Origin of the sequence: Litoreibacter janthinus (genome assembly GCF_900111945.1) — a bacterium.
GTDB lineage: Bacteria > Pseudomonadota > Alphaproteobacteria > Rhodobacterales > Rhodobacteraceae > Litoreibacter > Litoreibacter janthinus.
The window spans coordinates 2,679,432-2,699,979 of record NZ_FOYO01000001.1 but is presented as its reverse complement, the minus strand read 5'-3'; the positions used below and the strand labels follow the sequence as shown (position 1 = coordinate 2,699,979).

The 20,548-nt window shown below is 59.0% G+C and carries 17 protein-coding genes and 1 tRNA gene; 15 read left to right on the top strand and 3 right to left on the bottom strand.

The window, feature by feature from the left end:
* Window positions 1–98 precede the first annotated feature (98 nt).
* Complete coding sequence (locus BM352_RS13440) at window positions 99–2,126, top strand: FG-GAP-like repeat-containing protein (protein ID WP_175500688.1); 2,028 nt, start codon at window positions 99–101, stop codon at window positions 2,124–2,126.
* Window positions 2,127–2,183: 57 nt separating this feature from the next.
* Here the strand turns inward: BM352_RS13440 and BM352_RS13435 are convergent, their stop codons facing one another.
* On the bottom strand, window positions 2,184–3,233 hold the full coding sequence (locus BM352_RS13435) for an extracellular solute-binding protein (protein WP_090217721.1): 1,050 nt from the start codon (window positions 3,231–3,233) through the stop codon (window positions 2,184–2,186).
* 89 nt (window positions 3,234–3,322) lie between these two features.
* Entirely contained in the window at window positions 3,323–4,051 is a 729-nt protein-coding gene (locus BM352_RS13430; RefSeq protein WP_090217719.1) for a FadR/GntR family transcriptional regulator, read from the bottom strand.
* A gap of 106 nt (window positions 4,052–4,157) precedes the next feature.
* Here BM352_RS13430 and BM352_RS13425 point away from each other — a divergent pair, with 106 nt between their 5' ends.
* From BM352_RS13425 to acuI, 5 genes are all read left to right on the top strand, one after another.
* Complete coding sequence (locus BM352_RS13425; RefSeq protein WP_090217716.1) at window positions 4,158–4,895, top strand: DUF2182 domain-containing protein; 738 nt, start codon at window positions 4,158–4,160, stop codon at window positions 4,893–4,895.
* Window positions 4,896–4,910: 15 nt separating this feature from the next.
* Window positions 4,911–5,552, top strand: coding sequence for a DUF1326 domain-containing protein (locus BM352_RS13420; protein ID WP_090217713.1), 642 nt, complete (start codon window positions 4,911–4,913; stop codon window positions 5,550–5,552).
* Entirely contained in the window at window positions 5,549–6,055 is a 507-nt protein-coding gene (locus BM352_RS13415; protein ID WP_090217710.1) for a DinB family protein, read from the top strand. Before BM352_RS13420 ends, BM352_RS13415 begins: the two co-directional genes overlap by 4 nt.
* A gap of 256 nt (window positions 6,056–6,311) precedes the next feature.
* The gene (locus tag BM352_RS13405; protein WP_090217705.1) at window positions 6,312–7,412 is read left to right on the top strand and encodes a dimethylsulfoniopropionate demethylase; all 1,101 of its coding nucleotides are present in this window, start codon (window positions 6,312–6,314) and stop codon (window positions 7,410–7,412) included.
* Between the two features lie 12 nt (window positions 7,413–7,424).
* Window positions 7,425–8,408, top strand: a complete 984-nt coding sequence (gene acuI, locus BM352_RS13400; RefSeq protein WP_090217701.1) for an acryloyl-CoA reductase — start codon at window positions 7,425–7,427, stop codon at window positions 8,406–8,408.
* A 71-nt stretch (window positions 8,409–8,479) separates the two neighbouring features.
* Here the strand turns inward: acuI and BM352_RS13395 are convergent, their stop codons facing one another.
* Window positions 8,480–10,303: a BCCT family transporter gene (locus BM352_RS13395; protein ID WP_090217699.1), complete on the bottom strand. Its 1,824-nt coding sequence runs from the start codon at window positions 10,301–10,303 to the stop codon at window positions 8,480–8,482.
* A gap of 206 nt (window positions 10,304–10,509) precedes the next feature.
* On the opposite strand from BM352_RS13395, the gene BM352_RS13390 reads away from it, so the two are divergent.
* The 9 genes from BM352_RS13390 (at window position 10,510) to BM352_RS13350 (ending at window position 20,502) form a co-directional block, all read left to right on the top strand.
* The gene (locus BM352_RS13390) at window positions 10,510–11,733 is read left to right on the top strand and encodes an aminotransferase class V-fold PLP-dependent enzyme (RefSeq protein WP_090220259.1); all 1,224 of its coding nucleotides are present in this window, start codon (window positions 10,510–10,512) and stop codon (window positions 11,731–11,733) included.
* The gene (locus tag BM352_RS13385) at window positions 11,730–13,148 is read left to right on the top strand and encodes a cryptochrome/photolyase family protein (RefSeq protein WP_090217696.1); all 1,419 of its coding nucleotides are present in this window, start codon (window positions 11,730–11,732) and stop codon (window positions 13,146–13,148) included. The genes BM352_RS13390 and BM352_RS13385 overlap by 4 nt, the downstream gene beginning before the upstream one ends.
* A gap of 104 nt (window positions 13,149–13,252) precedes the next feature.
* Window positions 13,253–14,488, top strand: a complete 1,236-nt coding sequence (locus BM352_RS13380; protein WP_090217694.1) for an SAM-dependent methyltransferase — start codon at window positions 13,253–13,255, stop codon at window positions 14,486–14,488.
* 8 nt (window positions 14,489–14,496) lie between these two features.
* On the top strand, window positions 14,497–14,955 hold the full coding sequence (locus tag BM352_RS13375) for a TrgA family protein (RefSeq protein WP_090217692.1): 459 nt from the start codon (window positions 14,497–14,499) through the stop codon (window positions 14,953–14,955).
* Window positions 14,956–14,959: 4 nt separating this feature from the next.
* Complete coding sequence (locus tag BM352_RS13370; RefSeq protein WP_090217690.1) at window positions 14,960–16,096, top strand: NUDIX domain-containing protein; 1,137 nt, start codon at window positions 14,960–14,962, stop codon at window positions 16,094–16,096.
* A gap of 55 nt (window positions 16,097–16,151) precedes the next feature.
* Complete coding sequence (locus tag BM352_RS13365) at window positions 16,152–17,180, top strand: cysteine synthase A (protein WP_090217688.1); 1,029 nt, start codon at window positions 16,152–16,154, stop codon at window positions 17,178–17,180.
* On the top strand, window positions 17,181–19,607 hold the full coding sequence (locus BM352_RS13360) for a DUF3772 domain-containing protein (protein WP_090217685.1): 2,427 nt from the start codon (window positions 17,181–17,183) through the stop codon (window positions 19,605–19,607).
* Window positions 19,604–20,317, top strand: coding sequence for an alanyl-tRNA editing protein (locus BM352_RS13355; RefSeq protein WP_090217682.1), 714 nt, complete (start codon window positions 19,604–19,606; stop codon window positions 20,315–20,317). Before BM352_RS13360 ends, BM352_RS13355 begins: the two co-directional genes overlap by 4 nt.
* 95 nt (window positions 20,318–20,412) lie before the next feature.
* Window positions 20,413–20,502 (top strand) — tRNA-Ser (locus BM352_RS13350).
* Window positions 20,503–20,548: the final 46 nt, after the last annotated feature.

Sequence of the window (20,548 nt, the reverse complement as noted above, 5' to 3'; positions counted from 1 at the left end):
CTCGTTCCGCACTTCTTAAATTTTTCCTTGTTTTGAAGGCCAAGTGCGGGAATGCTGATCCAATAGTTAACGGTTTTTTAAGCTTTTGGAGGGTTGCAGTGATTGTTCAGCCGGATTGGGCCTTTACAGGACAGGCCAGCACCGACGAATTAGGGATTGAAGTTGCAACCGCTGGAGATGTGAACGGCGACGGCTATGACGACGTGGTTGTGGGCGCCTATCAGGAAGGGGCCGCAGGTGCGCCCGGCGGGGCTTACGTTTTTTTCGGCAGCGCTGACGGGCTGTCCGAAACGCCTGACTGGCACTATCAACACGACATGCCACTTGCCAATTTCGGACGCTCCGTCCGCTCGGCGGGTGATCTGAATGGTGACGGCTTTGATGACATTGTTGTCGGTGCACCGACCTTTTCCAATCGACCCTCAGACATGGTTCCGGGCTCTGCTTATGTGTTCTTTGGTGGCGTAAATGGGCCATCGGCCACGCCTGACTGGTCGGTGACCTCGCCGCAATTTGGCGACCGGTTCGCGCGGGCTGTGGGCGGCGTCGGGGATACTGACGGGGACGGGTTCGACGATTTGCTGGTCGGAGGCTACTTCCACGACATCATGTTCGAGAATGAAGGCGGGATTATCCTGTATTCAGGTGGCGTCGATGGGCCATCAAATCATCACGATTGGGTCGGACTTGGCGGAGGCGTCGGGGCCGGGCTTGGCTGGGCTGCGGGGGCGGGTGGCGACATCAATGGCGATGGCTACGCAGACGTAATCGCCGGCGCACCGAAGTTTGATGCAGGCGAAGGGCCGGAAGGGCGGTTGTTTGTCTATTACGGCGGTGAGAACGGATTGAACACCACGCCTGACTGGACATGGGATATGGGCGACCGTGGTGCTGATCTGGGACGCAGCTTTGCCTCCGCCGGTGACATAAACGGGGACGGGTTCGACGACGTGATTGCGGGCGCACGGCTGGCAGATGACCCTAGCGGTATCGCGAAATCCGGCGCGGCAATGGTCTTCTTCGGCTCTGCCGACGGGTTGCTTGAGGAGCCAGCGCTGGTGCTACGTGGGGAACACACTCTGTCGTTCTTCGGCAATTACGTCACGGGACTGGGCGACATCAACGGCGACGGGTTTGACGACTTTGCGGTCGGAGCACCGGGGGCGTCGTCGTTTTCCGGCCGGATTTATGTCTATTTGGGCGCGGCGGACGGGTTGTCCGAAGATCCCGCTTTGATCTTGGAGAGCCCGGACCAAGGCAGCGCCTTCGGTTTTTCCGTCTGGAGCGCAGGCGACATCGACGGCGACGGGCTTGGCGACATGATCGTCGGTGCGCCGTTCACCGATGTCGGCGATCTGGAGTCGGCGGGGGCTGCCTATGTCTACACGGGCGCCACGCTGAGCGCGATGATCGCATCGCCGTCTGATCTTGAGTGGCAGGTCGTGGCGGGCAACGTTCTTGATGATGTGTTGGTCGGCGGTGACACCAACGATCTGCTCATCGGCCATGGGGGGCAGGACAGCCTCACGGGTGGGGCGGGCAACGACCGCTTTGTGATTATGCCGAACAGCCCGTTGACCGTGATCGAAGACTTCATGACCGGTGAAGACGTGCTGGACCTGAGCTATCTTGGCATCCGCCGCGCCGAATTGGGATATCGGATGTCGGCCGAAGGCGAGTTGATCTTGCTGGTCGGGCAGGGCGACGAGGTGCTGCTGCGTGGCGTTACCTCTGGAAGCCAGTTCAACGACGAGACGGACATCATGTTCTACGAGGGCGAGTTGGAAAGTGGCTTGGACATCGTCGGGACGCCAGGCGACGACCTTTTGGAAGGGCTTCACACGTCCGACAATCTGGTTGGCGGAGCGGGTGACGATGTTCTAACGGGCGGCGGCGGTGCGGACCATTTCATCTTTGCGCCCGGGTCGGGCCATGATGTCATCACGGATTTCGTCAGCCGCGTCGACAAGGTCGACCTGACGGGCTACGCGACGGATGCCTCAGCCTTAAGCGTCGGGTTCACTGCGGAGGGGTTTGTGCAATTGACCATGCCCGATGGCAGTCAGATCGTTTTGCAGGGCCATGACAGCAGCACGGGCTTTTCGGGCGACGACATACTGTTTTAGGGCACAAGAAGGAGCGGGCCATGCTTGCACAGCCACGCTCCGAGGTCTTGAAACGGCTTAGAAACCGGCTTTGATGCGCTCGAATTCCTTGATCATCATTTCACGCAGAGAAATGTCCATCGGCAGCTGTTGCAGCTGCGGGGCAGTGATCTGGTTCAGTCCCACTTCGGTCAGGGTTTCTTCGCTGAAGCTGCCCATCGCGGTGGTGTTGGAGTGACCGTAGCCCCATTCGTTGACGATGTAGTCGGCTGTTTCCTGCGACAGGAAGCTCTCGATGAAATCATGGGCTTTCTCTTCGGAGCCGGGACCGTCTTTGAGGTTCACGTAGCCACAGAACCAAGCGGACGAGCCTTCTTTGGCCTGACGCTCGAACCCGATATTGTAGCCGTCGCCGACCATTTGCACCGGCGTTTCGTTCCACGACCAAGCAATCAGCACTTCGCCGGTAGCCATAAGCTGAGCCAGCTCTGCACCGTCTGCCCAATAGGCGCGGGCGTTTGCATGGGCCTTGCGCAACCATTCGGAGGCTTTCTTGAAATCTTCCTCCGTGGCTTTGGTCCAGTCAGAAGTGCCGGTCGCGAGATAGGCCAGCGCGTAGGAATCCTCGACGTTATCCGGCAGCGAGGTGCGTCCAGACATTTCAGGGTCGGTAAAGACTTCGAGCGAGGCGACCTGCTCTGGTTTGATCTCATCGGCGTTGTAGGCAATGCCCGTCATGCCCAGATCGGTCGGAATGAAATAGACGGCACCGTCGCGGACGAATGTCGGATCGGTCCGGTAGTTCTCTGCCAGTGTCGCGTAGCTTGGCACTTTGGAAATGTCCCAAGGTTCCAGCAGGCCAGCCTGAAACCATTTCTCGATGGACTGGGAGCATGGATGTGCGATGTCTGCCTTAAAGCCGGAGCGCAGTTTCTGAAAAGCTTCTTCCTCCTCACCGAAGAACGCGTAGGTCGGGCCGGAGCCGTGCTTTGCAGCGTAATTGATAAAGAAGCCTTCTTCCTCGAAGCCGGACCAGTCAAAGACCAAAAGGTCAGGGTCGGCAGCGAAAGCTGCGGTTGAGGCCAAGGTAAGGGCTGCGGTGCCCAGCAGTTTGGTCAGGCGGTTCATTTGTTGAAGTCTCCCAGATGGATAAAGGCGATACTGGGATCGGAGCCTAGGCGAGCTATCGAGGGGCGGCAAGCGGTAAACTCACCGCATTATCGGTGGGCCCGGGCGTCCATCACATCCTTCGCAAGCGAAATGGTGTAGGTCTCCAGCGCCAGCAGGGCCGCGTCGGCTTGGGCGGCGTTCTGGGCTTCCAGCGCATCGGCGATTTGGCCGTGCAGAGCGACGATCCGTTCGCGCGATCTTGCTGTGAAAGTGATCATGTTCATCAAGGGTTGCATCGCCTCGACAGCGCCGGCCAACTGGTAGGACATCACAGGATTCTGCGCACCGTCGACTAGTGCACGGTGGAAGGCGACATCGGAGGCGCAAAACGCCTCGTCGCTGAGGCCGGGTTGGGACTGGCGGAATATCTCGGCACGCATGGTGGCCAGATGGTCGGCGCTGCGACGTTCGGCGGACAGAAGGGTGCAGGCCCGTTCCAGCGCGAACCGAGCTTCACAGGCGGTGGCAAAGGACACCTCATTCATCGACAAAAGAAGTGTCGAGGTGGTGATCTGCTGTGCATAGGCGTCGGGGTAGGTCAGATGGTTGACGAAGGCGCCACCCGTCGCGCCACGCTGCGTGCGGATCAATGCTTGTGCGGCCAGCCGCTTCAGCGCCTCGCGCACGGTGGGGCGGGAGACGTTGAACTGTTCTGCAAGCTCCGCCTCGGAGGGGAGGCGGGCGTCTACGATCAACTCGCCCGCGATAATGGCGTCGCGGATGGAGCCTGCGATCTGGGCGGATAGATCGCCTTGTGGAGTAGAAGGGTTTTTCATCTGTCTCGCGTCAAATTCAATTGTCAGACATATAAAAGTCTGACACCTTAACCTAACAGGTCGTGGGGGAGTCGCAACGCGCATGTGGTCAGATAGGATCAGAGCAATGTCTGGAGCGCACTGGCTCGTGCTCTTTGGACTTATACTGGCCTCTTGGGCTGCGCTTTATGCGATGTCCGTGCCCGCCGAGATGCGTCTGCTCGAACAAGTCTATGGCCGTGATTTCTGGATCGCGCTTTGCACCATTACGCCTGATGCGGCTGGCTTCCTGCGCATGATCTTGATGTGGTGTTTGATGTCCGCAGCGATGATGGCCCCCACAATCTTGCCTGCCTTGGCGACTTATGACGATCTGACCCATGTGAGTGACCGCGCGCATTTCGGGACTTTGGTGTCGGGCTATCTGGCCGTCTGGTTCGGCTTTTCGATCCTTGCGGCAGGGCTGCAAATGGCGCTGTTTCAGGCGGGATTGATCGGAACATTCGGCGACAGTCTGTCCGGCGTGTTGTCCGGCGCTTTGCTTGTTATGGCGGGGCTGTACCAGTTCTCGACCCTGAAAGAGGCTTGCCTGAGCAAATGTCGCCAACCGATGACCTTTTTCATGCAGCATTTTGACGAAGGCCCGTGGCGGAATGGCGTGCGTTTGGGCTTGGTCTGTCTGGGATGCTGCTGGGCGTTGATGCTTTTGGCCTTTGTCGGCGGCGTGATGAGCGTCGGCTTCATGGGGCTCGCGACACTGATCATGGTGGTTGAAAAACTGCCTGATCTGGGGCGCTATATAACGAAACCACTGGGGGGGCTCTTGCTGATGGCAGGGGCGTGGACTCTCATGACTGCGATTTAAGGGAAGGAAACTACCATGGCGTTAGACGCGCAAGAGCTTGGGACTGTTCCGTGGAACATCAAGGGCGAGCTTATTCTCAACTGTAACTGCACGGTGTTTTGCCCCTGCGTCGTGTCGCTGGGCAAACATCCGCCCACCGAGGGCTATTGCCAGGCGTGGTTGGGCATTCGCATCGACGAAGGCCATTACGGCGACGAAGACCTGTCCGGCACGGCTGTTGGCATGTTGATGGACATTCCTGGCAACATGGGGCGCGGCAACTGGAAAGCTGCGGCCTACATCGACGATCAGGTGTCCGAGGCGGCTTATGACGGTCTGGTCGCGATTTTATCGGGGGCCGCACGTGGCACAACCGGCCTGTTCAGCATGTTGGTCGGGGAGTTCCTTGGGGCCGAGCGCGCGCCGGTGTCCTTCACCACTGAAGGCAACGCGCGCCGCCTGATGGTTGGCAAGAAGATCCAAGGCGAAGTTGTGCCCGTGTCCGGCAAAGACGGCAAGGACATGGTGATCACCAACACCGAATACTGGATGGGGCCGGACATCACCGTGGCGACTGCAAACAAAGGCAAAGTGCGGGCTTACGGACGCGTCTGGGACTTTGACGGTCGCTCCGCCGAGATTTGCCAGATCGATTGGGGAGGGCCTGCGCCAAAATGATTACTGTTGAATATTGCCGCATGATGGCCCGCTACAATGCGTGGCAGAACCGCGGGCAGATGGATGTGATGAAATCCCTTAAGCCCGCAGATCTGACGCGGGACCGCAAGGCGTTCTTTGGCTCGATCTTCGGGACGGCGAACCATTTGCTGTGGGCGGACCGGCTTTGGATGTCGCGCTTTGATGGTGGGTTCGCGCCTCGTGAAACCGCTGCGGAAAGCGCGCAACTACATGACAACTTGCAACTTTACTTCGATGACCGAATGCGCACCGATGCACATATCAACCGGTGGGTGGCGGGGCTGTCTCAGGTCAGCCTGATTGGCCCTTTGACCTATCATTCGGTTGTGGCTGATCGCGAAATCAGCAAGCCGGTAGCCATGTGTGTGTCGCATTTCTTCAACCACCAGACCCATCATCGCGGGCAGATCCACGCGATGATGACAGCGGCGGGTCACACGCCCGGTGATACAGATCTGGTGTTTTTGCCGGATGACGATTGATGCCAGTTGTTCTGGCAGCAGTGCTGGCAGTCGCGGGCTTTGTCTGGTGGAGTTGGGGGCGCCGACGCGCAGGGGATGAGGTCGCGTTTCGGCTCGACTCCCTGTTCAGGCGTAAACCTTGCAAATGGAAAGCAACGGGCGACGCCAAAGGGGCGCTGGAAGACTATCAATGTGCCGTTTGCGGCGTCACCGCGTTCAGTCGCACGGGCCAAGGACCCGTTGATTGCAAGCGCAGCCTGAGAGGAGGGCTTTGAACATGGCCACTATCGCACCATCGCGCCGCGTGCGCCGAACGCCGTTCTCTGACGGGGTCGAGGCAGCGGGCGTCAAAGGTTACACGGTTTATAACCATATGCTGTTGCCGACGGTGTTCCGTTCGGTTGTCGAGGATTACCACCATCTGAAATCGGCCGTTCAGGTCTGGGACGTGGCGTGTGAGAGGCAAGTAGAGCTGCGCGGGCCGGATGCGGGCCGCTTGATGCAAATGCTGACGCCCCGCGATCTGCGCGGGATGCTGCCGGGCATGTGCTACTACGTGCCCACAGTGGACGAAACGGGCGGGATGCTGAACGATCCCGTAGCGCTTATGCTGTCGGATGACCGCTATTGGGTGTCCATTGCCGACAGCGATATGTTGCTTTGGGTCAAGGGGATAGCCTACGCCTTTCATCTAGATGTGATCGTGGACGAGCCGGATGTCTCCCCCCTTGCGATCCAAGGGCCGAAGGCCGATGAACTGGCGGCGCGGGTCTTTGGAGACGGTGTCAAAGATCTGCGCTTTTTCCGCTATGGCTATTTCGACTTCCAAGGCCAGCAGATGCTCGTGGCGCGGTCGGGTTACTCCAAGCAAGGCGGATTCGAAATCTACGTCGAAGGGGCCGAAAACGGCATGCCGCTTTGGAACGCGCTGATGGAGGCAGGCAAGGATCTGGACGTCCATGCGGGCTGTCCAAACTTGATCGAGCGGGTCGAAGGCGGGCTGCTGTCCTATGGCAACGACATGACACGCGACAACACCCCGCATGAATGTGGTTTGGGGCGGTTCTGTTCAACGCAGACGGCGATCGGCTGTGTCGGGCGCGATGCGCTGCTCAGGGTGGCCAAAGAGGGGCCTGTCAAACAAATCCGCGCGATCAGCATCGAGGGCGAGTTGCCCCCCTGCGACCGGCTTTGGAAGATCACCGCAAAGGACAAGGTGATCGGGCAGGTGACCTCGGCAGCGAAAAGCCCTGATTTCAACACCAATGTCGCCATCGGCATGGTCCGCATGACCCACTGGGACGAAGGCACGCAAATACAGGTGGAAACACAAGACGGGCCGCGCATGGCGACGGTTCACGAAGAATTCTGGATATAATGGAGAGAGCATATGTTTAACGCACTGATCGTCGAGAAGGATGAAGAGGGCAAAACCAGCGCCTCCGTCCAAAGCATCGGCGAGGACCGCTTGCCCGAAGGAGACGTTACTGTTGCCGTGGAATACTCCACGGTGAACTACAAAGACGGTCTGTGCATCGGGCCGGGCGGTGGCTTGGTGCGCAATTATCCTCATGTGCCTGGCATCGACTTTGCGGGGACCGTTGAGACGTCCGATGACGACCGATACAAGCCCGGCGACAAGGTTGTTCTGACCGGCTGGCGCGTGGGCGAGGCCTATTGGGGCGGCTACTCCCAGAAGGCCCGCGTAAAGGCGGATTGGCTGGTGCCATTGCCCAAAGGGTTGGACACGCGTCAGGCCATGGCGGTTGGCACCGCTGGCTTCACCGCGATGTTGGCGGTGATGGCGCTGGAAGATCACGGCATCAAAGACGGGCCCGTATTGGTGACGGGGGCTGCTGGGGGCGTTGGCTCCGTGGCGACGGCCATCTTGGCCAATCTTGGCCATGAGGTTGCTGCAGTGACGGGGCGGCCAGAAACAGCGGATTATCTCAAAAGTCTCGGCGCGACACAGATCGTAGCGCGTGACGAGATTAACGAGACCACCAAACGTCCGCTTGAAGCGGAAACCTGGGGCGGGTGCGTCGATGCCGTGGGCGGCGAGATGCTGGCGCGGTTGCTCGGACAGATGAAATACGGCGCGTCCGTTTCGGCCGTGGGTCTCGCGGGCGGGGCTGGCCTGCCTGCGACGGTCATTCCATTCCTGCTGCGTGGGGTGAACCTGTTGGGGATCGACAGCGTGATGCAGCCCTATGACAACCGCCTGCGGGCGTGGCAGCGGATCGCGAAAGACCTGCCGATGGACAAGCTGGAGGCCATGGTTCAGCCCGCGACGCTTTCGGATTTGCCGCAACTGGGCAAGGACATCCTCAAGGGGCAGGTGAAGGGTCGCGTTGTAGTTGACGTCAACGCGTAGACCACCGCATCCGAAGAACGCAAAACGGCGCCCGATCTGGGCGCCGTTTCTATTTGTGGCCGTCTGATTGTTTACTCCGCCGGCTGACTTCCTGCGGCGAACTTGTCGCGCTTGCCGTCGCGGTATAGCGCCTTTGTCAACGAGATCATCATTAGCCCCATGACCATTGTAAACGGAAGCGCGCCGATAATCATCGCGTTGCGCAATGCATCCATCGGGTTGTTGTCCCCCGCAGCAAGCAGCAATGTGCCGATCACCAAGGTCAGGATGACGCCCCAAACGATGCGGTGCTTGATGCCGGTTTCCTGTGCGCCGCCGGACATGATGGTGTTCATCACCAAGATGCCAGAGTCGGCAGAGGTCACGAGGAAGGTCATGATCAGAACCACACACATGATGGTGATGGCAGACAAGAACCCGCCGGAGATCATCTCGCTCAGTGTGACGAACAGCTTGGCGGTGTTGGAGGCTCCGATGATGGCACCATCTGCGCCACCTGTAAGCTCTAGGTCGATCGCAGTGCCGCCAAGGATGGTCATCCATGCAAAGCACACCAGCGACGGCGCGATGACGCAACCGATGATGAACTCACGTACCGAACGGCCTTTGGAGATGCGCGCAAGGAACAGACCCACGAATGGCGAAAACGCGATCCACCAAGCCCAATAGAAGGTTGACCACCCGGATTGCCAGCCGAACTGGCGACCTTGGTTGCCCGCCTCATAGGCCGCAGCCAGAACATCGTCTGGCAGCTCTGCCGCAGCCCCTTCAAGGCCGGATTTAAACCCGTCGAAAGAGCCCCAAGCATTCGTCGCCCCAGCCATCAGATCACCGGCCAGGGGTTTGGCGGCGTCTGGCAACGCGGCTGCAAACGCTTCAGCCGATTGCGGCCCATAGGCGCCGAAGGACAGTTGCACGAAGTTCAAGATGTAGTCGATGAAGGCCGCGCCATAAGTCGACAATGCGAAGGTGAACGATCCGAACACGATGAACACCAGCAGCAAGATCAACGAGAGGACCAAGTTTAGGTTGGAAAGATACTTAACGCCTTTGCCCACACCCGACACCGCCGAGATGATCGACATGGCCATGATCACGACAAGGCCAGCGACTAGGCCAACTTTGCCCGGTGCTGGGGCGTCGCCCTCCATATTCATCATCCACTCCATTCCGGTGATCGCGTAGACCCCGTCAATGAACTGGCTGACCCCAAAACCGATCGTCACGGACACGCCAAGGATCGTCGCAACAACACCAAGCACGTCGACGACATGGCCCAAGAAACCGTTCATCGCACTGCCGAACAACGGTGTCAGAGCCGAGCGGATCGTCAATGGCATGTCGCGCGTGTAGGCGTAATAGGCAAGGCTCAGCCCGGTGATGACGTAGATTGCCCAAGCATGGAAGCCGTAGTGCAGGAACGTATAGCGATAAGCCGATTGCAATGCTTCCTCCGAATTGGCCGGAACGTCGCCTGCCAGCACGACAGGGTTGGAGCCCCAAAGACCCAGCGGCTCGGCGGTTGCGAAGACCATGAGGCCGACGCCCAGACCGGCGCCAAACATCATCGAGAACCAAGAGAAATTCGAAAACTCCGGCTTTTCTCCGGGCGCGCCCATGACGCGGCTGCCCGTTGACGGAATGATTGCGATGATCGCGAGGAAGAAGAAGAACAGCCCCGTGATTATGACGTAGAATGAGTTGAAGCCCGCGAGTATGAGGCTGTTCCAACTGCCAAGCGTGCTGTTGGCATTGCCCGGAAAGACCAATGCCCACAACACCAAAGCGACCATGATCCCTTTGGAGATCAAGGCGATTGGAACACTGTTTCCGTGGTAGAAGCCGCCATCAGCGGTCCTGATGTCTAAGTCGGTGAAGGGTGGTTTGATACTCATGTTTCCCTGTCCTTTTTTGGGCGGGGCATTCAGTCTGTTGTTCTTAGAGATCTTGTGCGCCCCGACTTTCCGTCCTTCTGTGACGGATCATGGCGAGAGCCTAGGCTGGTGACAGAATGTCGCAACGCCTGAATGCGGTGCGATTCCGCCCAATGACGACAGATTGGGCGCTTGCACCTAGAAAACTGGCAGGCCAATGTTGCAATATGAAGCTAGATATTGAATTCGTTCGGGCGCAATTCCCGGCTTTCGACGCTGCCCCGTTGAAGGGGCAGGCTTTCTTTGAAAACGCAGGCGGCTCTTACACTTGCCGGCATGTTATTGACCGGCTGCACCGGTTCTATACGGAGCGCAAAGTGCAGCCCTATGCCCCTTACGAGGCGTCGACCCTTGGTGGTAGCGAAATGGACGAGGCGCGGGTCCGTCTGGCGGCCATTCTGGGGGTTGATACGGACGAGCTGTCTTTCGGGCCGTCGACCACCCAGAACACATACGTTCTGGCGCAGGCCTTCGGGCAATGGATGCAGCCCGGCGATGCGTTCATCGTGACCAATCAGGATCACGAGGCGAATTCCGGCCCTTGGCGCAGACTGGCAGAGCGCGGATTCGAGATGCGCGAATGGAAGATCAATCCCGAGACAGGGCATCTGGACCCCGCCGATCTGGCGAACCTGTTAGACGACAAAGTGCGGGTGGTGGCATTCCCGCATTGCTCCAATGTGGTGGGGGAGATCAACGATGTCGCTGCGATCTGCAAGATCATCCATCAGGCTGGCGCGGTCGCCTGCGTCGATGGCGTCTCCTATGCGCCACACGGGTTGCCCGACGTGGGCAAGCTGGGCGCGGATATCTATCTGTTCTCGGCCTATAAGACTTACGGGCCGCATCAGGGCATCATGGTGATCCGCCGCGATCTGGGGTTCAAGCTGCCTAATCAGGGCCACCATTTCAACGGTGACAGCCTCTACAAGCGCTTCACACCCGCGGGGCCGGATCATGCGCAAGTCGCCGCCAGCGCAGGTATGGCGGATTACATTGACGCCCTTTATGCGCACCACGTCGGCGGAGACGCTGCACCATCCGTAAAAGGAGCGGCGGTGCATGATTTGATGCAAGCCCATGAGCATGAGGTGCTGCAACCGCTGCTCGACTACGCATCGGCCAAGAACTCGGTCCGTTTGATCGGGCCTGAACAGGCGGCGTCACGAGCACCGACCGTTGCGCTGGCGCTGCAAGCGAACGCCGAAGAGGCCGCAGCGCAATTGGCACCGCACGGTATCATGGCGGGCGGCGGTGATTTCTATGCGCAGCGTCCGCTGGGGGCGATGGGTGTGGATATGGATCTTGGCGTGCTGCGCTTGTCTTTTGTGCACTATACTTCAAAAGCAGAGGTTGACCGGCTGATTGAGGCGCTAGATCACGTTCTATGAGTGATACACCAATTCTGTTCTGGTTCCGCCGTGACTTGCGTCTGGGTGACCATGAAGGCCTGAGTGCCGCTGCCGCCACGGGACGCCCCGTTATTCCTGTTTTCATCCACGACGAGGTTGTTGAGACCCACGGCGCCGCGCCCAAATGGCGGTTAGGTCTCGGGGTCGAGCATTTTGCAGGAACGCTGGAAGGGATCGGCTCCAAACTGATCTTGCGGCGTGGCAAGGCGCTGGACGTGTTGCGCGATCTGATCGCGCAGACAGGGGCAGGGGCCGTTTGGTGGTCGCGCGCCTATGACCCTGCCGCGATCGCGCGGGACACAGGCGTAAAAGAGGCGCTCAAAGATGACGGGATCGACGCGCAGAGTTTCAGGGGGCATTTGCTGTTCCAACCTTGGTCGGTGGAGACCAAGACAGGGGGCTTTTACAAGGTCTTCACCCCGATGTGGAAATCCGTGCGCGGGCGGGAGCTTGCGGCGGACATCTCGGCGGTGAGCGAACTATGCGCGCCCAGCACATGGCCCGCCTCGGACGACATTGAAGATTGGCAAATGGGCGCTGCAATGAATCGCGGCGCGGATATTGTCGGCAAGCATGTGGCGGTCGGGGAGCAGGAAGCCTCTACCCGGCTGGCCACGTTCATTCGGGACCGCATTGCCGGATACAAGGACGCCCGCGATCAGATGGCGGAGCGCGGCACCTCCATGCTGTCGGAGAATCTGACCTATGGCGAAATCTCGCCCCGACGGTGCTGGCACGCCGGATGGCGGGCACTGCATGACGGCAAGTCCGGGGCAGAAACCTTCCTGAAAGAGCTGGTCTGGCGGGAATTTGCCTATCATCTGGCCTACCACACTCCGCGCATTATCGACCAGAACTGGCGCGAGGAATGGGACGCATTTCCGTGGAAAGATGACGAGCGCGCCGCCGAGGTGAAAGCGTGGAAACAGGGGCGCACGGGCATTCAATTGGTCGATGCCGCCATGCGCGAGATGTATGTCACCGGTTACATGCACAACCGCGGGCGGATGATTGTGGCGTCTTACCTGACCAAACATTTGATGACCCATTGGAAAGTGGGGCAGGCGTGGTTCGATGACTGCCTGATCGACTGGGATCCGGCTTCTAATGCAATGGGATGGCAGTGGTCTGCGGGATCCGGCCCCGATGCGACACCCTATTTCAGGGTGTTCAACCCGGCGACGCAGGCCGAGAAGTTCGACGAGGACCGCAGTTACCGCGCGCGATATCTGGGGGAGCTTTTCGCCAATCATGGCGCAGAGGCCGAGGACTATTTTGCAGCTATTCCGAAGTCGTGGAACATGGCGATCAGTGACGACTATCCCAAACCCGTTGTTGCTTTGGACGAGGGGCGGCAGCGTGCATTGGACGCCTATCAGCAGCGCGACGAGTAGAGCGCAGTAAAATCTCACGAAGAAACACGACCCTGTTGCTTTACTTGAGAAATTTCGGGCTATCTGTCAAAATTCTAAGAGTGTCTTAGTTTGGGAGGCAGGGCATGAATGCTCTCACAGGCGAGGTTATGACCCAAGAGGTGCTGACGCACACGCAAGGTCACAGTCATCTGCCGCGGTACTTTGCACAGGCGTTTTCGACTGCGCAGAAAATGCGGGCGGGGCGGCTGGATATGAAGCTGCCGGATGGACGGGTGTTCCGCGCGGAAGGCCGCGAGGCTGGCATTTGTGCCGAGATCGACATTCACAACAATGATCTGTTCGCCCGCCTGATCCGCGAAGGGGATTTGGGATTTTGCGATGCCTATCTGGACGGCTGGTGGACGACACCGGACCTGCAGGCCTTCATGGACCTCATGCACGCAGATAACGAGGAGGTCTATGACGGCTTCCCCGGGCTGGGCTTGGTGCGGGCCTATGAGAAAATGCGCTTTTGGATGCAACGCAATTCCAAAACCCAAGCGCGCAAGAATATCTCCTACCACTACGATCTGGGAAACGAGTTTTACGCGCTGTGGCTGGACAAAACGATGAGCTATAGCTCAGCATTGTTCAAAGGCGATGAAAGCCACGAGCAGGCCCAAGAGAACAAGTATGCGTCGATGCTCGAGCAGATGGGCGCGCAAGCGGGCGACCACGTGCTTGAAATTGGCTGCGGCTGGGGCGGATTTGCGGAACATGCCGCTCGCAAAGGGATCAAGGTCACGGGCCTGACAATTAGCCAAGAGCAGCATGATTACGCAGTGGAGCGCGTTGCGAAGGCGGGCCTAAGTGATCTCGTTGAGATCAAGATGCAGGATTACCGCGACGAACGCGGCGAGTATGACGGCATTGCCTCTATCGAAATGTTTGAAGCTGTGGGCGAGAAATACTGGCCTGTCTATTTCGACACGATCCGCGACCGCCTGAAGCCCGGAAAATGTGCCACCTTGCAGATCATCACAGTCGAGGATCGCCGCTGGGAGGTCTATAACCGTCAGGTGGATTTCATCCAGAAGTACATCTTCCCGGGTGGTATGTTGCCATGCCCCTCGGTTCTGCGACAACAGATTGATCGGGCGGGACTGGAGCTGGTCGGATCTATTGAATTTGGAGAAAGCTACTCGAAAACCCTGCGGATCTGGCACGACACATTCAACGGCAGATGGGAGGAGGTCGCGGCTTTGGGCTTTGATCAGCGGTTCCGCAATATGTGGAATTTCTATCTGACCTCTTGCGCCGCTACGTTTTGGAGTGGAAACTGCGATGTGACGCAGATCACCATGAAAAAAACCGAGTAGTTTCTAAAATGACCACCACTGCCAAGATGCCCACCGCAGCGAAACTTGTTGCCGGCGTCATTTTTGCTGTCACCGGATATTTGGTGGCAGAATTCATCCGGCCGACCCTTCCTGAAGGGCAACCGTTGAAATGGTTGTTGCCCGTTTGTGTTGGTGTTCCTTTGGTTGTCGGCTGGCGCGTGATGGGCAAGCTGGTTGGTAAAAACTATGGCGCGAGCATGAACAACGGCTTGTATGTTGTTGTTTTATCTACGGTATCAGTCACGTTTATTTTCGCTGTCGCTCTGATGATCAAAAAGTCGCGCCGCCTGCAATATGACGGCCCGATGGAAGCCTTGGTTGATGTGTTTGCGTTAATGCTCGAATACGGTTTGCTTTTGCTGAACCCGTTCGTACTGGCGACTTTGGTGATCGGCGGCTTCTTCGGCGGCATCGCCTCCGAGTGGGCGCATCGCAAGTTCGAGTGATCGCGTGAGCCAAGCGAATATCCCGACCGACATCGTTGTTTTCGGCACCCTAAGGGATCCCGAACTGCTTCAAGCCGTCATAGGCGCTGTGGCAGATGCGCAACCCGTGGCGTTGCAAGACCACGGCGTTTTCGCGGCCGCCGGAGAGACCTTTCCGCTGCTTTTGCCTATCAAAGGCGATCAGGCGGAAGGGCTGCTGTTACAAAACCTGACCGACGAGCAGGTGGCGCGGCTGGATTACTACGAAGCGCCGTATGGCTATTATTTGGACCCGGTTGTGCTGGCAGATGGCCGCGCGGCGCGGCTCTACAGGCCCGCTGAAAACCTCTATGAGCGCGGTACGCCGTGGAGTTTAGCGCACTGGCAGGCCACTCAAGGCCCGATGACGCGGGAGGCTGCACGCGAGATTATGGGGTTGTTCGGCGCGGTTTCCGTTTCGGACTTGATGCCGCTGCTGGGGCCGATCCGGTCTCGGGCGCAGGCTCGGGTGAATGCGGTCACCGACCCTGTGGCAAACACATTGCGCCAAGGGTTTACACGTGAGGACGTCGTGCTGGAGGCGCGGCATCGTCCGTATTCAAAGTTCTTTGCTGTTGATGATCTGTCGCTGCGCCACCGCCGATTTGACGGCGGAGAAAACGTTGTTGACCGGACCGTGTTTGTGGCGGTCGATGCGGTTGTGGTGCTGCCTTATGATCCGGTGCGTGACACGGTTTTGCTGGTCGAGCAGTTCCGTCCAGCGCCCTATGCGCGCGGGGATCTGAACCCTTGGTGCCTTGAAGCTGTTGCGGGCCGGATCGACGGGGGTGAAACTGCGGAAGCTGCCGCCCGCCGTGAGGCGCTTGAAGAAACCGGCGTGGCGCTGTCGAAACTGCTTCCAGCCGCCAATTTCTACCCGTCACCAGGGGCGCTCACCGAGTATCTCTATTGCTATATCGGCCTTGCTGATTTGCCCGATGATGCCGCAGGGCATGGCGGTTTGGCCTCGGAGGCGGAAGACATCCGGTCGATTGTCATCAGCTTTGACGTGCTGATGGAGGCGGTGCGCCGAGGCGAAGTCCAAAACGGGCCGTTGCTGATCTGCGCGCTATGTCTGGAACGTGAACGCACGCAACTGCGTTCGGACGCAACACCTGCTTGAGTTCGCTCCGTGCGATGCCTATCAAAGGCTAAGTGCTGAACAGGAGTTGTCGCTGATGACCATCAGAAAGAATCTAGTCGAGTTGGTGGGCAACACGCCGCTGATCCGGTTGAACGCGGCCAGCGAGGCAACGGGCTGCGAAATCCTCGGTAAGGCCGAATTCATGAACCCCGGCCAATCGGTCAAGGATCGCCCCGCGCTTTATATCATTCGCGAGGCCATTGCCTCGGGTGCGCTGAAACCGGGCGGCACAATCGTTGAAGGCACGGCGGGCAACACGGGCATCGGTCTTGCATTGGTGGGCGCGTCCATGGGGTTCAAGACGGTGATCGTCATCCCAGAGACGCAGAGCCAAGAAAAGAAAGACATGTTGCGCCTCGCGGGGGCCGAACTGGTGCAGGTGCCCGCGGCGCCTTACCGCAACCCGAACAACTTCGTGCGCTATTCCGAGCGGCTTGCAAACAAGTTGAACGCGACGGAACCGAACGGGGCCATTTGGGCCAACCAGTTCGACAATGTTGCCAACCGTCAGGCGCATATCGAAACGACTGGCCCTGAGATTTGGGAGCAAACCGGCGGCAAAGTTGACGGCTTCATCTGCGCTGTGGGCTCTGGCGGCACTTTGGCGGGGATCGCCATGGCGTTGCAGCCCAAGGGTGTGAAGATCGGTTTGGCCGACCCGATGGGCGCCGCGCTTTACGACTGGTACACCAAGGGCGAGTTGACCATGGAAGGCGGCTCGATTGCCGAAGGCATCGGTCAGGTGCGCATCACCAAGAACCTTGAGGGGCTGACGCCGGACTACAATTATCAGATCCCTGACGAAGAGGCTTTGCCGATTGTCTTCGACATGCTGGAGCATGAGGGCCTGTGCCTTGGCGCATCCTCTGGCGTGAACATTGCGGGCGCGATCCGGCTGGCAACAGACATGGGGCCGGGCCACACAATCGTGACGATCCTTTGCGACTATGGCACGCGGTATCAATCGAAGCTCTGGAACCCGGAGTTCCTGAAAGAAAAGGGCCTGCCATTCCCTGAGTGGCTGGCGCGCGAGCCTCAGTTAATGCCAAGCGTCTACGAATAGATGACCGGTTTTGGTTTGTTGCGCGCGCTGCTTATTGCGCTGACGTTGTGTTTCGGCGTTGTTGCAGGGCATGGCCCCGTTTTGGCGCAAGCAGTCACATTAGAGACAGGCGCGCCGGATTATGAGGCGTGGGAGCAGGACGCGACGCGGGCCAATGACGTTTTGGAGGCCAACCGTGCTTCTCTTGACGGGCTTCAGACGCTACGTGCACAGCTGGTCAGTTGGCGCGAGCTGTTTTTGCGCCGCCAGTCTGTCAACAAAGACCGTATTGCCACTCTGAAAAGCCAGATCGAAGCGCTTGGGGCCGCCCCCGCTGACGGCGAAACTGAAGCGGTCGAGATTTCCAACCGTCGTAACGAGCTCAATACAGAGCTTGAAACGATTACAGCGCCGATCCGACGGGCGGAAGAAGCGTATACGCGCGCGGATGGTTTGATCTCTCGGCTCGATAGTATCGTCAGGGACAGGCAAACCAACCAGATCCTAGAACTTAATCCGACGCCTGTGAATCCGGCTCTCTGGCCCGAAGCGGCGCTATCGCTTGCCGACGTCTGGGGCAAGGTCGTGGCCGAGGTGAAGACCAACTACGCGTCGACCCTTCGCTCCGAAGAATTGAAAGGCAATCTGCCGCTGATCGTGGTGTTGCTTGTGGCAGGCCTTGCGCTGGTTTTGCGCGGAGGTGCGTGGGTCGAGCGGGGGCTGACTGCGCTGCGGGGCAGTCGCCATTCCAGCCGTGCCCGTGTCAGGGTCGGCGTTTTCCTGATCTCGCTTGTCGCTGTGGTGTTGCCCATCACCGGCCTGATCCTGCTGCTGACTGCCGCGGATCAGAGCCAGTTGAGCGGTCTCGCGGGGTCATCGCTGCTTGATATTCTGTCCGCTGTGGTCATCATCATCTACGTCGCCCGCTGGCTTGGCCGTCAGATCGCGCCTCCCGCATATCCGCCTCATGCACTGCTTTTGCTTAGCGAGGGGCAGAGCCTGCAGATGCGGGTCTTGATTAATTTCGGGGGCCTACTGATTGCGGCGAACGCGGCGGTGACAGGCCTTCTGACCGCAGGGTTGATGTCCGAAACAGCCGCCTCCGTGTTGGGGTTGCCAGTCATTGTTTTGGCTGGGTTGATACTGTTCCGCATTGCGCAGCTGATGGTGACGTCGGCCAAAGCCGCACAAGCCAAAGCGGCCGAGGATGCAGCGCTGGCAGAGGGCGACAATCCTTCGGCGGAAGCCCCGTCTGGCGTCGTCGTTCGCTATCTGGGGCGCGGCGCACGGGTCGTGGCCATTTTGGGGCCAGTGCTTGCAGCGATCGGATACACGTTTGCTGCAAACGCCTTGGTCTATTCTTCCTATCTGACGCTCGCGTTGATGGCTGGCGTTGCGATCCTTCAACGTCTGGTGCGCGACATCTATGCCATGATCCGTGGAGAGGAAGCAGGCTCCACAGGCCTGATCCCTGTCCTCATCGGCTTTGGCCTTGTGCTGTGTGCGCTGCCAATTCTTGCTTTGATCTGGGGCGCACGCGTCACCGACCTGAGCGAGGCGTGGAAGCTTGTGGCCGCAGGTGTGCCTTTGGGCGAAAGCCGTATCTCGCCAGTGGATTTCCTGAAGTTTGCGATCATATTCATCCTCGGCTATGGCCTGACCCGCTTGATGCAAAGCACGCTCAGAGGCCAGATTTTGCCACGGACCAAGCTTGATACGGGCGGGCGCAATGCCATGGTCGCGGGGACCGGCTATATCGGGATTTTCCTCGCGGCGCTGATTGCGATCACCAGCGCGGGGATTGATCTGTCGTCGCTAGCAATTGTGGCTGGTGCGCTGTCGGTGGGTATTGGTTTCGGCCTTCAAACCATCGTGTCGAACTTCGTGTCAGGGATCATTCTGTTGATCGAGCGACCGATTTCCGAAGGCGACTGGATCGAAGTCGGCGGCACCATGGGGGTCGTGCGCGATATTTCGGTGCGGGCGACGCGGGTAGAGACCTTTGATCGTCGCGATGTTATCGTGCCGAACGCCGACCTGATCTCCACCTCGGTCACGAACTGGACCAAAGGCAACCTGACAGGGCGGATTATTTTGCCCGTAGGGGTCGCCTATGGAACCGACACCCGCAAGGTTGAGCGGATTTTACGCGAGATCGCAGAGGCGGAGCCTTTGGTGATCCTGAACCCGCCACCGAATGTCTTGTTTACGGGATTTGGGGCTGACTCACTGGATTTCGAAGTGCGCGCCATTATCCGCGATGTGAACTACGTGGTGAAAGTGCCCTCGGAGATGAGGCATGAAATCGCACGCCGCTTTGCTGCGGAAGGGATCGAGATACCGTTTGCCCAACGCGATGTCTGGCTGCGCAACCCCGAAGCGCTGAACCCGCCTCCCGCCGAGAAACCAGCTGCGAAGAAAACCACAAAGAAGGACCCGGACGCATGAGCCTGTTGTTTCGCGATGACGCCTACATGCAACAGGCGCAAGGGTCCGTTCTTGCGCTGTCCGGCCAAGGTATCGTTCTTGACCGCGCGCTGTTCTACCCCACAGGGGGCGGGCAGCCCGCAGACACGGGTAAGCTGGAATGGGATGGCGGTGGTTGTCGTATCATAGATGCGCGCAAAGGCGACGGTGAACAGGTCATTCTGGTCCCGGAAGAGGGCGCTGAACGTCCGGAGCATGATGCGGTCGTGACTCAAGTGCTCGACTGGGATCGCCGCCATGCGCATATGCGGATTCACACGGCGCTGCACCTGCTATCTGTGGTGATCCCTTTGGGGGTGACTGGCGGTCAGATCGGCGCAGAGAAGGGCCGCCTCGATTTTGATATGCCAGAGCCGCCTGAAGACAAGGCTGCGCTGGAGGACGAGCTGAATGCGCTCATCGCCCGCGATCTAGACGTGACTGAGCAGTGGATTTCCGACGCAGAGCTGGAGGCGAACCCCGGGTTGGTGAAAACTATGTCGGTGCAGCCGCCCAAAGGGGCAGGGCGCGTGCGCCTCGTGCGGATCGGAACCGAGCGGGAGCAGATTGACTTGCAACCCTGTGGCGGGACCCATGTGGCCCGCACGTCAGAGATTGGCCGCGTGCGCATTGGCAAGATCGAAAACAAGGGCCGCAATAACCGACGGGTGCACCTGCATCTGGACGGCTAAGATGGCCCTGCGGCGACACGGGTTTAATATCTATCTGAAAAGAGCCGATTTGCCCCTTGCGCTTCCCCCGTGCTTTTGGCTAAACCCTGCGCCACGGACAGGTGGCCGAGTGGTCGAAGGCGCACGCCTGGAAAGTGTGTAGGCGGGAGACCGTCTCCAGGGTTCGAATCCCTGTCTGTCCGCCACCACCCCTTTTTTTGTAGAGTTTGATCCGTATGGCGCGCAGCGCTG